8 protein-coding genes and 1 pseudogene are annotated in these 15,662 nt (G+C 60.6%); 5 read left to right on the forward strand and 4 right to left on the reverse strand.

Going from position 1 to position 15,662, the window contains the following annotated elements; all coding sequences use genetic code 11:
• Positions 1 to 48 precede the first annotated feature (48 nt).
• Positions 49 to 828, reverse strand: coding sequence for a phytanoyl-CoA dioxygenase family protein (locus tag RIG82_09030; protein MEQ9461080.1), 780 nt, complete (start codon positions 826 to 828; stop codon positions 49 to 51).
• Between the two features lie 138 nt (positions 829 to 966).
• On the opposite strand from RIG82_09030, the gene RIG82_09035 reads away from it, so the two are divergent.
• From RIG82_09035 to RIG82_09055, 5 genes and pseudogenes are all read left to right on the forward strand, one after another.
• On the forward strand, positions 967 to 1,854 hold the full coding sequence (locus RIG82_09035) for an AraC family transcriptional regulator (GenBank protein MEQ9461081.1): 888 nt from the start codon (positions 967 to 969) through the stop codon (positions 1,852 to 1,854).
• Between the two features lie 169 nt (positions 1,855 to 2,023).
• Positions 2,024 to 3,337 (forward strand): M14 family zinc carboxypeptidase, encoded by a 1,314-nt coding sequence (locus tag RIG82_09040; GenBank protein MEQ9461082.1) that lies wholly within the window; start codon positions 2,024 to 2,026, stop codon positions 3,335 to 3,337.
• Between the two features lie 118 nt (positions 3,338 to 3,455).
• Positions 3,456 to 6,326 carry a hypothetical protein gene (locus RIG82_09045; GenBank protein MEQ9461083.1) on the forward strand — a complete coding sequence of 957 codons (2,871 nt, stop codon included), beginning with the start codon at positions 3,456 to 3,458 and terminating at the stop codon, positions 6,324 to 6,326.
• 110 nt (positions 6,327 to 6,436) lie between these two features.
• Positions 6,437 to 7,996: a family 16 glycosylhydrolase gene (locus RIG82_09050; protein MEQ9461084.1), complete on the forward strand. Its 1,560-nt coding sequence runs from the start codon at positions 6,437 to 6,439 to the stop codon at positions 7,994 to 7,996.
• A gap of 1,312 nt (positions 7,997 to 9,308) precedes the next feature.
• Positions 9,309 to 10,321, forward strand: a pseudogene (locus RIG82_09055) (IS3 family transposase).
• A 638-nt stretch (positions 10,322 to 10,959) separates the two neighbouring features.
• Here RIG82_09055 and RIG82_09060 read toward each other — a convergent pair.
• From RIG82_09060 to RIG82_09070, 3 genes are all read right to left on the reverse strand, one after another.
• Positions 10,960 to 11,871, reverse strand: coding sequence for a cation diffusion facilitator family transporter (locus RIG82_09060; protein MEQ9461085.1), 912 nt, complete (start codon positions 11,869 to 11,871; stop codon positions 10,960 to 10,962).
• A 221-nt stretch (positions 11,872 to 12,092) separates the two neighbouring features.
• Entirely contained in the window at positions 12,093 to 12,416 is a 324-nt protein-coding gene (locus RIG82_09065; protein ID MEQ9461086.1) for a P-II family nitrogen regulator, read from the reverse strand.
• A gap of 3 nt (positions 12,417 to 12,419) precedes the next feature.
• On the reverse strand, positions 12,420 to 15,629 hold the full coding sequence (locus tag RIG82_09070) for an efflux RND transporter permease subunit (protein ID MEQ9461087.1): 3,210 nt from the start codon (positions 15,627 to 15,629) through the stop codon (positions 12,420 to 12,422).
• Between the last annotated feature and the right edge of the window lie 33 nt (positions 15,630 to 15,662).

Here is a 15,662-nt window from a genome sequence, read left to right on the forward strand (position 1 = left end):
CAGATTGTGAGCGAGACTGGTTGGCAGTCTACCCACCTCTGCCCTCAGCTAGCTGACCTTTGGAAACAGTTCGTGGTCCAGACGCCCGCCAATGTCAAGCCCAAGACCATCGGTAACGACGTGTTCACGCCCGGTGTAGGTTGTAGCTTGATCGATAAAGATCACCACGTGAGCCACCCTGTGCTCATCGGTGAAGTTGGGTGTTGCCATATGGGCGCAGCGTCCATGATGAAACGTGCAGTCACCGGCTCTAAGCGGGACCGTCACCCGCCGGTCCCAGGTCAACTCTGGACAGACTCGGAACAGACTGGTCGCATCCTCCAAGTCCTGCTCTTCGAGATCATCACGGAGATGCGAGCCCGGGATAAAGGTCATGCATCCTCGCTCGATGGGCACATCCACCAAGGCGATCCACACTGAGATCGGGTGTGTCGAGTTCGCGTGTGGCCAGTAGGGCTGATCCTGGTGGAACTCGGTTGGCGCACTGTTTTTTGGCTTCTTGATCAGGAGTTGGTCGTGCCAGAGCCGTAGCGGGACGCCAGCCAGCATCTCAGCGATCTTTCCAAGCGATTTGTTTAGAGTCAGCGCCTTTATCTTGTCGTCATGCCGCCAGACGTTCACATGCTGGTTGAAGACGGCGGTGCTGTAGTTCACGGTTGACTGGCCTCGTGTATCGAAGTCCATCGCGGCCTGGCGATACGCATCGGCTTCTGCCCTTGTTATCAAGCTGGGCACCTGGACAAAGCCGTCTCGCCGATAGGCTTCGATATGCTCCGTGCCAAGGGTTTCCGGTGTTGTTCGCGATCGCTCCGCATCACTGGTGATCATGGCGTTTCCTGCAAGCTAGGGTGTTATCGATCGCTTCCCGAGACGAGGAAAGCATGACGCATCCTGCAGCACATGGTTAGGATGATCGTATCTGATTAATGAGATGATCCTGATATCATCCAGTCCTGAGCAAGCTCTATGGCGACGGTTCAGACGCTTACATCCAGCGATATTTCCTGTGATCTTCGCCCAATCCGCGTTCTTGCCGTCAGGAACATCCGGGCCGATGAGTTACACGATCATGACTACCTGGAGATTCAGATGATCACGGCTGGCAGGGCCACCCATGTGACTGCCAACGGGTCAGAGATGGTTCGCGCGGGCGATATCCTGATTATCCGGCCCGGCGCGTGGCATGAGTACGCAGCGACAAGGAACCTTGCCGCCTATGTGCTTTGTATTCGTCACGATGCCCTCCGTAACGATCTGGGGTGGTTAATCTCGGATGCTCGGGCTTTCCGGCTTCTCTGGTGCCCGGCGCGGGTGCCGGGTTCGCTGGGGATCACTCGCTTGAGCCTCAACCGCAGGGAACGCCTGCGGCTCATCCCATTTCTGAACCAGCTTGCCGCTCTTGGCGAGGCGGACTGGAACGTGACACGCCTTGAGCAACTAGGCCTTTTCCTCATCATCCTCGATGGTCTTCTCAAGATCTTCGATGATGAGCATGATCTGAAGGCTGGTTCGGTGCCCCAGTTGATCGATCAGTTCCACCCGGCTATCGAGCGATCACTGAGGGCCCTCGACAGCAGACCGGCTGAACCCTGGCGAGTTTCCGACCTCGCCCGTCAGGCCGGGATCGACCCTGCGTATCTCTCTCGGTTGTTTACGCAGCAGATCGGTCTTGCTCCGATGACTTATCTCGCGCGCATCCGCGCTGAGCGAGCGGCACGGCTGCTCCTGACCACCAACCGGACGATTCAGCAGATCGCCTGTGAGGTGGGCTGGGATGATCCGACCTACTTTGCCAGACGCTTCAAGCATCACTTCGGCATATCAGCCAAGCTGTATCGGCAGCGGGCACGCTGAGCTGCATCAGGTCGGAATACCTAGCCTTTTAGTTGATCCCGTACCCCGAACAGCCCATTTTGACATCTGAGCGTTGCTGTTTGGGAACAGTGGTTCTGTGGGTTATTCTTATGCCTGTGTGCTCAGCCGTAACAGCACCTCGCCACGCCGATCCAATCGGGAAAATCTCATGCTCCGGACTGCCTTCCACCCTATCTGTCTGATCGCTGCCCTGCTGTTGGCGTCGGCATCCCCGTCACACGCCATCACGCTCGACGCCAGCTTCGACCATGCTTCTCTCGAATCGTGGTCCATCGGTGGCGGGCAACGCGGAGGCAGCACCGTCAACCTCGTAGGCCGTGACAACTACTATGGCGGGGGTCGCTGGCGTTGGCTTCACTTTAAAGCCTCCGATGTTCTCAATGTCGCGCCGCGCTTCAACATCTCGGATAACTTTGCTGGCGGCGGTTCACGGCTCGACAACCACGCGATGGTCTGGTCGTACGATCAGGAGAACTGGCACTACTTCGACAACAACAACCGGACCGTCGGCAACTATCAGTTCTCCAACAGCACACGATTCGAGCAGAACGAGGTGTACGTCGCCTACGCCTTTCCTTACTCCTACGGCATGTCCGCTGCTCACAGCCAGCAGGTCCTTAACAGCCCGTGGGCTGCACCGACCTCATCGGGCGACGCCAACGGCGTCATCGGCCTCTCGCCCGGCGGCATCGACGATCTTGGGCGCACGGTCGATCCGCGCGAGATCTATGCCTACCGGATCACCAACCCGGCCACCGACAACCCGCGACTGCGTAAGAACAAAGTCGTCGTGATGACCGGGATGCACGCGGGCGAAACCCTCGGCACACACACGTATCAGGGTCTCATCGATTGGTTGATCTCCGACGACCCGGTTGCCGCGAAGCTCCGCAATATCACGGAGATTTTCGCTTACCCGACGGCCAATCCTGATGGGCGTTTCGCGGGTAACAGCCGGGCGACTGTGCAGAATCCCAACACAGAGCCCAACGGCCGCTGGAACCCCGGGCTCTGGACCGGGCACGATGACATCAGGATCAACGGCGAAGCCATGCAGGTCGATATCACCTCGACACCCGGCAACGTGGTGGATTACTTCATCGACTTCCACTCGACGATCCCCGCGTTCCCCGGCGATGATTTTGCCTTCATCGAAGAAGACCAGGGCGATGACCAGAGCCCCTTCTGGCAGGCACTACTCCAGATCCAGCCCAACATCCTGCAGACCGACTCCTCGGGCACGAGTTGGACCTCCGCGAACTTCGCCGAGGCCTTCCTCAACGCTGAGGTCGATATCACCTTCGAGACCCAGTTCGGTTTTCAGCGACCCCTGGCTTACTACCACGAGATGGGCAAGAACTTTGGCCTTGCCCTGGCGCAGGGTTATGGCATCACGATCCCCGAGCCCGCCTCGGCGCTCCTCCTCGTAGGCCTCGCCGCCGCCTTCGCCCGTCGCCGCTGAGAGCACGGGCAGATAACTGAATAATCATGATTAACCATCGCTTTAGCATGGCCAACCGGTTAGGCTGAATTAGCCTGTCACAGATACGCAGCCCGCCACATCCACCGGAGAAGAGACCATGCCGCGCACCCACCACCTGGCCACCGCAGCGCTCCTGGCCGCAGCGCTAGCCACTGCCAGCCACGCCCAGACCGCCTACTTCTCCATCGAAGGCGAAATCACCGCCGAACTCGGCCAGCACAACATCTTCTTCGACCTGACACGACCCGTCTCCACCTCCGAAGAACTCCGCTTCGAAACCTGGGGCTCCGCAGGTGGGTTCAACGCCGCCGGTAACTTCATCAATGCCTCGTCCGTCGATTCCTTCCTGGAGTTCTTCGATTCCGACAACGCCATCGGTGCCAGCAACGACGACGGCGCCGTCGGACCAACCCGCAACCTCGATTCACTCCTGAGCTGGCCCGGCGTCGCCGAAAGCGGCGGCACACTCCCCGCAACCGGACTCCCCGCCGCTCTGGCCAACCGCCTCAAGTTCCGCGACTTCGCCGACAATTCGACCGGCACCTGGGCCGTCGACCTCGTCGGACCCGCCGACGCCCTCCAACTCCTCACCCTCGTCCCCGATGCAGCCAACCCCGGCGGCGTCAGCGTCGTCGATCGGATCTCTATCGGCACCGATGTCCAAGGCGGAACCCCAGCCACATGGAACTGGATCAGCTTCGCAACCCTCGAAGTCCAGGACACCATCGTCGTCGCACCAACCGGCAACGCCGTCCTCAACATCCCCCTCGGCCGCATCAACGCAGGCATCCTGGGCCTCGACGTCAAAGAAGGCGGCACCGTCAACATCCAGGGAGGCACCCTAGGCGGCGAAAGCCCTTCCGTCCGAGGACAGATGAACCTGACCGCCGGCTCCATCGAAACCCCCGGTATCTTCCTCTTCGACGGTGAACTCAAGATCGATGGCGGGACGCTCAATCTCGGCGGCCTCGGCGTCAGAGTCGTTGGCGGTCAAATGACCGTCAACACCCCCTTCACGGTCAGCAGCAACAGCCGTATCAGGGCCACCGGCAGCAACAGCACCGTGACCTTCAACGACAATGTGACGGTCTCCAGCGATCTCATCATCGAAACCAACGCCAACCTGAGTCTCGCACCAAACACCAACCTCCACATGACCGGAGGCCTCTTCCGCCACGAAGATCAGCTGATCTTGGCAAACGGCAAGTCCATCACCATGGACAGCAGCTCCGCCCGTATCGAAATGCCCAGCGGACTCCGCTTCGATACCGCCACCCTCGAAGTCGATGCCGGAACTGTCGACCTCGAAGACAGCCTCTTCCAGGTCGGCATCTTCGAAAACAGCACCGCCACCTTCAGCGGGCCCGACTCAAAACTGGTGAACGCCAGAACCCGCATCGGCTTCGGCGGAGGAACCGGCACCCTGACCTTCGACAACAACGCCACCGGCAACACCCTCCGCGACGTCGAGATCAACCTCTTCGACAACGACGGAAACACCGGCAGACTCGTAGTCCTCAGCGGCTCCGAGGTCACCACCAACAATGTCTTCTTAGGCACCGGCTTTTCAAACAGCACCAGCAAAATCACGGTCGATGACGCCACGTTCAATCAATCGGCAGGAGCCAGCCTGACCATCGGGGCCGCAGGCGCTTCCGGGACAGCCACACTCGATCTGGACAACAACGCCAACTTCAACACCGGCCATCAGGGAGCCACCGTCCACACCAACGGCCTCATCACCATCGACGCCAGCTCAAAACTCCTCGTCAACGGCCCCATAGATCTCATCGGCGGACGCCTCACAGCCGCAGGCTTCCAGTCCCTCGACCTCGCCGGCAACATCACCGTCACCGCATCACAGAACGCCTCCTTGGAGTTCAACACCTCTTACGCCTTCGGTGGGAACAACACCGTCAACATCACCGACGGCTCGACATGGAACATCGATAACTTCCTCGACGTCGCCAACAGCATCGGCGACGCCACGCTCAACATCCTCGGGTCGAACAGCCGCGTCGTGACCAACCTCACCTCGCCCACCCGGGCGGACTGGGGCCTCAGCGGATCGACGGCCAACGTCACCATCGCCGATTCCGGCAGCCTCAAAGTCAACGCCACAAGCCTCAACCTCAGCAACAGCTTCTTGCCCGGCGTCGTCAACCTCCGACTCGAAACCGCTGGCTCCCTCATCGCGAGCGATGTCAACATCAACGAAGGCGCCACCGTCCAACTCGACTTCGGCACCACCTTCACCTCACTGGGCTCGATCAGCCTCAACCCCAACGGATCCATCATCGGCAGCGGAACCATCGACGTCCTCTCTGGCCTCACCAACAACGGAACCCTCGACCCCCAATCTCTCAGCACCTACAACGGCCTCGAAGAACTCACCCTCTTCGGCAGCTACACCCAGACCGCCACTGGCGTCATCCGCTTCGACACCATCGACGGCGACGCCACCCTCCTCGACGCCATCGGCATCAACGGCGTCGCCACACTCGCCGGCGAACTCGCCTTCGTCTCCAACGACCCCCTCCTAGACTTCGGCCTCCTCCCCCTCTACTCCCACGACCCCCTCGGCGGGCTCTTCTTCAACACCGAGAACGCCTACACCGGCATCTTCCGAATCACCGGCAACCTCCTCGGCGACGGAACCGGACTCGCCGTCATCTACAACGAGGACAGCATCGACATCTTCCGCGGTCTCGTCGGCGACACCGACGGCTCACAGGTCATCGACCTCATCGACCTCTCCACCCTTGCCTCCAACTTCGGATCCAGCACCGCCACATGGAACATGGGCGACTTCAACGGCGACAACACCATCGACCTCATCGACCTCTCCCTCCTCGCCTCCAACTTCGGCGAGTCCGCTCCCTCTATCCCCGAGCCGGCATCGGCCGCCCTGGTACTGCTATTGGCCGCTTGCCTGCGACGCCCGGATCAACAGCAATTCGGGCAATGAAACACTCCATGTAACGCTTGTGTCACTGGTTTCTCTCCAGTTTGAGGCTACACTTTCTACGCGTAAACCCGGTAGTGCTTGTTTCCTGATGATTTGGGGTGATTTAACAGATGCTTAATCAGTTCCGCATCGTGCAGTTTTTTCTGATTTGTTTCTTTATCGTGACTTCCACAAGTGGGGCCAACCCACTGGACCGTCCCGGATTCGAGTTCGCCTGGGAGGATGCTTTTGATGGCAGCTTCCTCGATACCGGCAGATGGAACGCTCTGAATCGTCGCAACAGCTTCAACAACGAGAAGCAGTATTATCGGCCTGAGCAGGTCAGCGTTACTGGCGGCAACCTCATCCTGACCGCGACGGATGAGGCGCTCGATGGCAAGGCCTACCGATCCGGGCTCGTCCGGACCATCGAGGAGCAGACCTACGGCCGCTGGGAAATCCGGGCCAATCTCCCGACCACTCAGGGTATGTGGCCGGCCATCTGGCTTCTTCCCAGGACGGCACCCTGGCCGACAGGCGGGGAGATCGACATCATGGAGAACCGTGGGTCCAACCCCTTCGTCACCTCCAGCGCCTACCACTGGGGACCGAGTTGGCCCTCCAACTTTGTCTACGGCGAGTATCAGGAATCCAGTGCGCAAGGTGATCCCGTGAACTTCCACGAGTCCTTCAACACCTACGCCGTCGAGTGGGAGCCCGAGGAGATTCGCTATTACGTGAACGACAATCTCCATTTCACCGTGCACGAATCGGTCGCACCGATCTCCAGCACGCCGATGTCACTGATCATCAACCTCGCAATTGGCGGAGACTTCGGCGGAGACCCCAACGGCTCGACCCAGTTCCCTCAGGAGATGCAGGTCGATTACGTTCGGGTGTGGGAGCTGGGTGATCAGGCGTCAAAACCCCCGTTCGTCGCCGGGCCAAACATGATCCCCGGCAACAGCTTTGAATCAGAATCTGGAGGGCTCAGCGGCTGGATTCGGTTCGGCGGCGGGCCCAACGTCGCTCTCTCGTCTCAAGAAGCCCTCGTGGGTGATGAGTCACTCAAGGTCTTCGGTAACAATGGGAGCTCAACCAACTACTCGGGCGTCGCTCGTGGCTTCGCGGTCGAGCCCGGCCAGCGACTGCGATTTTCGACCCAAGCCCTCGTATCGAGCGAGGACCCTCTCGTGGGGGACAACTACCTCGATATGAAGATCGAGTTCTACAGCCAGTTTGGCGGGGGCTACGGCACTCCGGCGATGATTTCCATTCTTGACACTCAGATTGCCAACAGTGACACGGTTTTAGATGACTGGCTCTATCATCAAATTGAAGGTATTGCACCGGCCAACGCAGTCGAAGCAAGAGTGGTGTTTGTGTTTGCGCAACTCGATCGTAATCCGGGATCGGTTTACCTCGACGGCACGAGTCTTCAACTCCTTCAGGAGGCGATCCCTGGCGACGCCAACGCTGATGGCGAGGTCAACCTCATCGATCTCTCTGAGCTAGCGGCCAACTTCAATCAAACCGGCAACTGGGCTCAGGGCGATTTCAATGCCGACAACACGATTGACCTGATCGATCTCTCGCTGCTTGCCGTATCCTTTGGCCAGCCCAGCACCCCGACACCCGAGCCAGCCTCGGCCATCCTCTTTGCCGTCGTGGGTCTTGCTTTGCGGCGATGATCACACACAGCAGCCAGAGATTGTGATCACGCGGCAGCAGGCAACTCACGCCGATCAACTCTGTTCAGGCTCAACGCCTCTGCGACCAGGTGAACACACGCCACCGAGTGCGACCTCTTGGGCTCCGCCTGAACAAACTCGATGCCTACGATCAGTAGATTATCGTTAAATGCTCGACACGACGGACCACAGCCCGCGTCTCTTTCGTTTCTCCCTCAACGCGGTCCAGACGAAGATTGATGTACATCCCGACCTCGGGGTGATGCGCCCCACGCCATGCGTACCCGCAACCTTCTTCGGAAGATTCCAGCAGCCAGCCCATCTCGTAGGATTGCGCGTGATTACCCCGCTGCCAAGGCCAGCAGGAGCAACTTCTGATGTTCGAGGTTGTCTTCCGCCAGTAGTATCTTGTGATGAGCCATCATGCTTCTCCAGTACCCGATAAGTTGATCAGACTTGACACGAAGTCAGTCAAATCATTCAGGAGCCATTCCGGGCAGTTATTATTGGCCCTACCCGTCTGTATCGGACGTAAGGATCACCCGACCTAGGCACCAGCTAGCAAGCCTAAACAGGCCAGCAGACCAACACCGCAACCACCAGCACCGACGGACTCATTAGTAAGCAACTCAAGCAGCCCCACAAGCTACAGGACGTCATCCAACCCCCAAGCGGTCAACTCAACCCCACCCCCACCATGCCTCAGACCCTCAACAGGCAACCCTCAGAACCAAAAGCGGGCGAAGGGACTCGAACCCTCAACATTCAGCTTGGAAGGCGAGCGAGTTTCTGCGCAAAGTCTAGATGAGGCTGCTGTTTATGAATCAGGCGATCTAACCCCCAGCGTTAGTCCCAGCGATAGTGATTCGGCAGGGTTTGTAGACGCGGATCTTGCTCAACTTGTCGAGGTCTGGACTGAGCTTCCTCAAGCAGTACGCCAAGCGATCATGACGCTGATCAAGCTGTCAGGACCTGACAAACCATGAGTTCGAGATGGTGAGTGTGGGGTTTCTTGACCAGTACGTATAAAAGATCACCTGAGTGTCCCCGTCCCCGAAACCTCTAGGTGTCGCATAGCAACCGAGGTTCTGGGGACAGATGTGTTTTTCAGTCAGACCTGTGGCCAAGAAAGTGAAGAGGTTGAAAGTTAAGTCGGTCGCTGGCGCATCTGAAAGCTCTTCGAACTGGCCTAGGCTGAGGGGCATTTCGGAGGCCATGCACACGTGGGCCCTTCACTTCATCTGGCCTGCCCCCCTCAATCTGGTCCGATTCTTAGACTTAGTTCTGAGGGATGGATTATGGAGGCTCAGACATGGGACGCAAGCGTCATTCGGCGGAAGAGATCGTCAACAAGCTTCGCGAGGCGGAGGTCTTGATGAGTCAGGGGGCCTCGGTGGCTGGGGTGTGCAAACAGTTGGGTGTTCACGAGCAGACGTTCTACAAGTGGCGTCGGGAGTACGGCGGGCTCAAGACCGACCAGGCCAAGCGGTTCAAGGATCTGGAGCAGGAGAACGCTCGGCTCAAGAAGCTGGTGGCTGAGCTGAGCCTGGACAAGCAGATTCTTGAGGAGGTGGCTCGGGGAAACTTCTAAGCCCGCGGAGGACGCGTCAGGCGGTGGCAGCGGTTCGTGATCGCCTGGGCGTGTCCGAGAGGCGGGCATGTCAGGTGCTGGGTCAACCTCGTTCGACGCAGCGTTATGCACCGTCGGAGCGTGACGACGAGAAGCCGCTGACGCGTCGGATCATCAACCTGGCGGCATCCTTCGGACGTTACGGGTATCGGCGGATCACGGCGTTGCTCAGACGCGAGGGCTGGGATGTGAACCACAAGCGTGTGGAAAGGATCTGGCGTCAGGAAGGGCTAAAAGTCCCGATAAGCCAGCCTAAACGTGGTCGATTGTGGCTCAACGATGGGTCGTGTGTGAGGCTGCGGCCGTTGCAAAAGGACCACGTCTGGGCGTATGACTTCGTGCAGGATCGGACCGCAGATGGCAGACCGGTTCGGATGCTGGTGATTGTCGATGAGTTCACCCGGGAGTGCCTAAGCATTGACGTAGCTCGCGGGCTCAAGCACGACGACGTGCTCGAACGGCTGGCGTGGCTGATGAGCACGCGAGGCGTTCCTGATCACATCCGGTCGGATAACGGCAGCGAGTTTACGGCCCGAGGAGTTCGTGATTGGCTGGCCAAGGTGGGCGTCAGGACGCTCTTCATCGAGCCCGGCAGCCCTTGGGAGAACGGCTATGTCGAGAGTCTCAACGGCAAGCTGCGGGATGAACTGCTGGCCCGAGAGCGGTTCGACACGCTCAAGGAGGCGAAGGTCCTTGACCTGCCCCCGGGTTTAGTGCCAGAAGTAAGCGTTACGACTGGCACAAGCACCGGGGGCAGGTCACTCTTGTAGATAAAAAACGTCCGGGCCACGCGAACGCGACCCGAACGCTTCCGGGGGCTAATCAACTTCTCTATGTTAACGCCAGTCAGCTTCAACCTGAAGTGATTGTCGGCGCTTTTTTCTGGCTCGTGGGGTGGCCTGCGGTCGCCATCAAGGCGCGAGGGTGGCGGAACTCGCCTGACAGCCCGCACCGAGCACCTGGGGTCGGAGGGCATCGCGCAGCCGGGCCGGGGCGAGCGGGGGCTTGCTGCAACCGTGCTGCAGGAGGGGGCCGCCGCCAGAGGGGGGGGCGGCGCAAGCCGTCCTAAGTCGCGCAGCGACCGGCAGCTGCGGGGACGGCGGCCGGGGCTGAGCCAGCGCGCCTCCGGCGGGTAAACCCGGAGGTCAGACAGTGAACGGATGAAACTACAGAGTGCACCGGCACTTTTGCAAGTTCTTGGTCCGGCGGCTTCAAGTCACGTTCAGAGGCTAATGCAAACCGCTTGTTACTTATCTAGAACTAAATGTTGATAATATATTTTATCAACAGTAAACTGGCGACCACGGCTCCTAGTTAATCAGGCACTAGGGTGTTAGTGATTCGGGACCATTTGAGACTCATGATCTTTGGCCTCTCTGCGAAACTCGGGCTCGATGGTGGTGTGGTCGATGCCGAAGTTTTCCCAGAGTAAATTCTTAAGTTCTTGTTTGATTGCGGGCCACTGTTCGAGGCGATCGTCTTCGACCACGGCGTGGGCTTCCAAGGCTCGGTGGTGCTCGTCGAGTTCCCAGACGTGCAGGTGATGGACGCTGACGATGCCGGTCGATTGCGCCATGCGTTCGGCGAGATCGTCGAGGTCCAGGCCGTCGGGCGTACCCTCCATCAGGATGCGCACCGCCGAAGGGAGCATCTTGACCACCTGCCAGAGCACGTACCCCGCGATGAGCAAGGTGAGCACCGGGTCGATCCACGTCCAATCGAACCAGATGATCGCTGCGGCTCCGATCAGGACCGCGACCGACCCCAGGGCATCGACCAGGTTGTGGACAAAGGCGGCCCGCACATTAAGCGAGCCCTTGCTCATCGCCCAGAGCAGTGCGGCCGTGCCTACGTCGATCACGATGGCCAGGCCGGCCGCCGCCGCCATCAGCCACCCGATGATCTCGGTCGGGGCAAAGAATCGTGCGATCCCTTGGTACACCAAGTACAGACCGATGACCGCGAGCAGGGTGAGGTTGATGACCGCCCCGATCAGCTCTGCCCGGCGGTAGCCGAAGGTGAACCGGGCGTTGGCTGGCTTCCGTGAGAATCGCCGGGCGATGTAGGCGATCAGCAGCGCGTTGGCGTCGTTGAAGTTGTGGGCCGCGTCCGACAACAACGCCACGCTGCCCGAGACGAGCCCGGCGATCACTTGGGCCACCGTCAGGAATTGGTTGATGAGCACCGACCAGAGCAAGCGGGCGTCGCTGACGTTTTCGGTTCCGTGGCTGTGGTCATGGCCCATCGATGTAACCTCTAAGAAGCGCGGGTGGCGTCGGATTAGTCATGGGCTTTGTTCTCCTTGTCGCCGTGGTCATGCCCATTCTGGCTTTCGACCTCGGAGGTCACGGGACTGGGATCGGCCGCGTCCTCGCATCCCGCGAGAGTGGCGAAACCGGCCAACAGCAGGAGCAAGAGAAGGGATTTCATCGGGGAACCTTTCGGCAGGGGGGTGAAAACAAAGGGTCATACGGCTTGGTGGCCACGCTCGCCGGTGCTGATGCGGACCGCGTTCTCGACGGGGAGGACGTACACCTTCCCGTCCCCTCGCAGCCCGGTGTGGGCGGCCTTTTCGATCGTCGTGACCACGTTTTCCGCTAACTCATCGAGGCAAAAAACCTCGATGCGGACGATCCGGTGGAACTCGTCGAACCCGTGCTCGGCGGGACGGCCCCGGCCGACGCCGCGGGCTTCGGTGACCGACATGCCGCCGAGGTGCTCGACCCTGTGCAGCGCGAGCGTCACGTCGTCCAGGCGGTGTGCCTTGATGTACGCTTCAATCTTCTTCATCGATCATGCCTCCTTCACGGTTGGCGTTGAGGTTTGGTCTTCGGCCTCGGTCTCGACCCGGACGGAAAACCACTTGTAGAGCGCGGGGATCACCAGCAGCGTGAGGATGGTCGAGGTGACCAGACCGCCGATGACCACGATGGCCAAGGGGCGTTGGACCTCGCTGCCCGTGCCGGTGGCTAAGAGCAAGGGGATCAATCCCAGGGCGGTCGTGACAGCCGTCATCAGAACGGGGCGGACCCGCAGGGACGCGCCCTCAATGCTGGCGTCGTTGACCGACTTGCCCTCGCGGATGAGTTGGTTGAGGTAGGTCACCAGCACCATCCCGTTTTCCAGGGCGATGCCGAACAGGGCGATGAAGCCCACCGACGCCGGGACCGAGAGGTTTTCGCCGAACAGCCACAAGCCCAGCACGCCGCCGACCAGAGCCAACGGGATGTTGAGCAGGATCAGCGCGGTGTTCTTGAGCGAGTTAAAGGTGCTGTAAAGCAGCAGGCAGATAAACAGCAGCGTCACCGGGACGACCACGGCCAGCCGCTTGTTGGCTTCCTGTTGCAAACGGAACGACCCGCCCCAGGTGGTGAAGTAGCCCGTGGGCAGCTCCACCTCGGCCTCGATGGCGGCCTGGGCATCGGCGACAAACGTGCCGATGTCCCGGCCCACGACGTTGTTCTGGATCGTGATGAACCGCTGCGTGTCCTCGCGGGTGATCTGCCGCGGGCCGGTGATGCGTTCGATTGTCGCCAGTTCCGAAAGCGGAACCCGCAGCCCGTCCGGGCCGGCCACCAGAATGCCGCCGATCGCCTCGCGGGTCTCGCGGGCTTCGGGGGCGTAGCGCACGAGGATGTCGAAGCGGCGGACACCCTCGAACACCTGCCCGGCCTCGACCCCGCCGACGGCGGCTTGGATCGTGTGCTGCACGTCATCCAAATTCATGCCGTAGCGGGCGATGGCCTCGAAGTCCGGCCGGATTAGAAGTTGCGGCGTACCGGTCACCTGGTCTACCTGCACGTCGGCGGCCCCAGGCACCTCACGCAGCACGGAGGCGATCGCGTCGGCCCGTTCTTTGAGAACGGCCAGGTCCTCGCCGAATACCTTGATCGCCAGCTCGGCCCGGACGCCTTCGAGCAGCTCGGCCACCGAGGCCTCGATCGGCTGGGTCAGGTTGGCCATGATCCCTGGCAGGCCTTCGACCTGCTCGCGGATGCGAGCCTCGATAAACGCCTGGTCGTTGGGTTGCCGCCACTCGTCCTTGGGCTTGAGGATGACGTACATCTCGACCGAATTGATCGGGTCGGCGTGCGCTCCGACCTCGCCCCGGCCGACGCGACTGGTGACCTCGATCACCTCGGGGATGTCGAGGAGGCGACGCTCGACCCGCATCGCATTTTCCTTGCTCTCTTCCAGAGAAATCGACGGGGCCATCGTCAGACGCACCATGATCGTGCCCTCGTTGAGCTTGGGCGTGAACTCCGAGCCCAGACGCGGGAACACCGCCGCTCCGGCCAGCAGCAACGCCACGGCCAGAACGATCGCGGCCCACCGTTGGGCGACGAAGAAGCGGACAACCGGGCGGTAGGGAAGCAGAAGCAACCGCACCATCAGCGGTTCTTGGGCGGGCCCTTTGGCACGATCGGCCTGAGCGGCCGTGCGGGCACCAGCCTTGGTCAGCAGGGAGATGAGGCGGCGAGCAATCGGGGTGCGGTTCGGATCGTCTTTGCGCATCAGCAAGCCGCCGAGCATCGGGGCCAGCAGCAGCGCGTAGATCAGCGAACCGAGCATCGCCAACGCCACCGTGTAGGCGAGCGGCCGGAACGTCTTGCCCTCGACGCCTTGCAGCGTGAACAGCGGCAGGAACACCAGGATGATGATGGCGATTGCGAAGACGATCGGACGCCCCACCTCGCGGCAGGCACGGGCGACGATCCGCCGCTTGGGTTCGTCGGGGCCGGATTCCCGCAGCAGCCGATCGATGTTCTCGACCATCACGATCGTGCCGTCCACCATCATGCCGATGGCGATCGCCAGGCCGCCGAGCGACATGAGGTTGGCCGACAGCTCGAACCAGTACATGGCGATGAACGCGAACAGCACCGAAAAGGGGATGGCCAACGCAACCACCACGCTTGGTCGAAAACCGCCCATGAACACCAGCAGCACGAGCACGACTAGCACGATGCCGGTTACCAGAGCGTTCGTGACCGTCGCTACTGAGCCCTCCACGATGTCTTTTTGTTGGTAGTAGGGCACGAGCCGCAGCTCGTCGGGCAGGATGTTGTTGATCTCGTCGATCTTTTCTTCAACCCGCTCGATCACCGTGGACGCGTTGGTCCCGTAGAGCTTCACGACCATCCCAGCGACGACTTCGCCCTCGCCGTTGCGGGTCTGGGCCCCACGCCGCACCGCACCGCCGATGGTCAGCTCGGCCACGTCATCCAGATAAACCGGGCGGCCGTCGTCGGTCTTGACCACAATCCGTTCCAGGTCGGCCATGTCCTCGGCCAGCCCGACCGAACGCACCACCAGTTCTTCGTTGTTTTCCTCGATGAACTGGGCCCCGACGTTGAGGTTGTTTGCCTCGACCCGCTCGATCACCTTGTCGATCGTCAGGTCGTAACGCAAGAGCGCATCGGGATCGATCACGACGTGGTACTGCTTCTCAAACCCGCCGATGCCCAGGACCTCGGTCACGCCCGACACGCGTGCCAAGTTGCGGGCGACGACCCAATCGTGGGTGGTCCGCAACTCTTCGAGCGAGTAGGTGCCCGAAGTGTCTTCGAGGAAGTAGAACAGCACCAGGCCCATGCCTGTCGAGATCGGGCCCAGCTCCGGTTCCCCAAAACCCTCGGGGATTTGCTCGCGGGCTTCCTGCAGCCGCTCGTTGACCAGGCGACGCGAGAAGTAGATGTCCACCCCGTCCTCGAAGTAGACGTTGACCACCGACAGGCCGAAGTTGGAGATCGAACGGATTTTCTCGACACCCGGCAGGCCGAGCATCGCGGTTTCGACAGGATAGGTGACGAAGGCTTCGACCTCTTCGGGCGCTAGCCCCTCGGTCACGGTGAAGACCTGCACCAGGTTGGGCGACACGTCGGGGAACGCGTCCACGGGCAGGCGGTTGTAGCTCCACCAACCGGCGGCCATCACCACTACGGCCAAGACCGCCATCAGCAGACGGTTGTGGAGCGAATAGTCAATAAGTCGATCGATCATGGGAGTCCTCGCTGCCGCGTCGTTGAGTGCGGC

The sequence above is a fragment of the Phycisphaeraceae bacterium genome (assembly GCA_040222855.1).
Lineage (GTDB): Bacteria > Planctomycetota > Phycisphaerae > Phycisphaerales > Phycisphaeraceae > Mucisphaera.

Excerpts from the sequence above, each read along its gene's own strand:
- RIG82_09060 (MEQ9461085.1), bottom strand. The coding sequence starts at position 11,871 with ATGGGCCATGACCACAGCCACGGAACCGAAAACGTCAGCGACGCCCGC.
- RIG82_09050 (MEQ9461084.1), top strand. The coding sequence starts at position 6,437 with ATGCTTAATCAGTTCCGCATCGTGCAGTTTTTTCTGATTTGTTTCTTT.
- RIG82_09065 (MEQ9461086.1), bottom strand. The coding sequence starts at position 12,416 with ATGAAGAAGATTGAAGCGTACATCAAGGCACACCGCCTGGACGACGTG.
- RIG82_09070 (MEQ9461087.1), bottom strand. The coding sequence starts at position 15,629 with ATGATCGATCGACTTATTGACTATTCGCTCCACAACCGTCTGCTGATG.
- RIG82_09045 (MEQ9461083.1), top strand. The coding sequence starts at position 3,456 with ATGCCGCGCACCCACCACCTGGCCACCGCAGCGCTCCTGGCCGCAGCG.
- RIG82_09040 (MEQ9461082.1), top strand. The coding sequence starts at position 2,024 with ATGCTCCGGACTGCCTTCCACCCTATCTGTCTGATCGCTGCCCTGCTG.
- RIG82_09030 (MEQ9461080.1), bottom strand. The coding sequence starts at position 828 with ATGATCACCAGTGATGCGGAGCGATCGCGAACAACACCGGAAACCCTT.
- RIG82_09035 (MEQ9461081.1), top strand. The coding sequence starts at position 967 with ATGGCGACGGTTCAGACGCTTACATCCAGCGATATTTCCTGTGATCTT.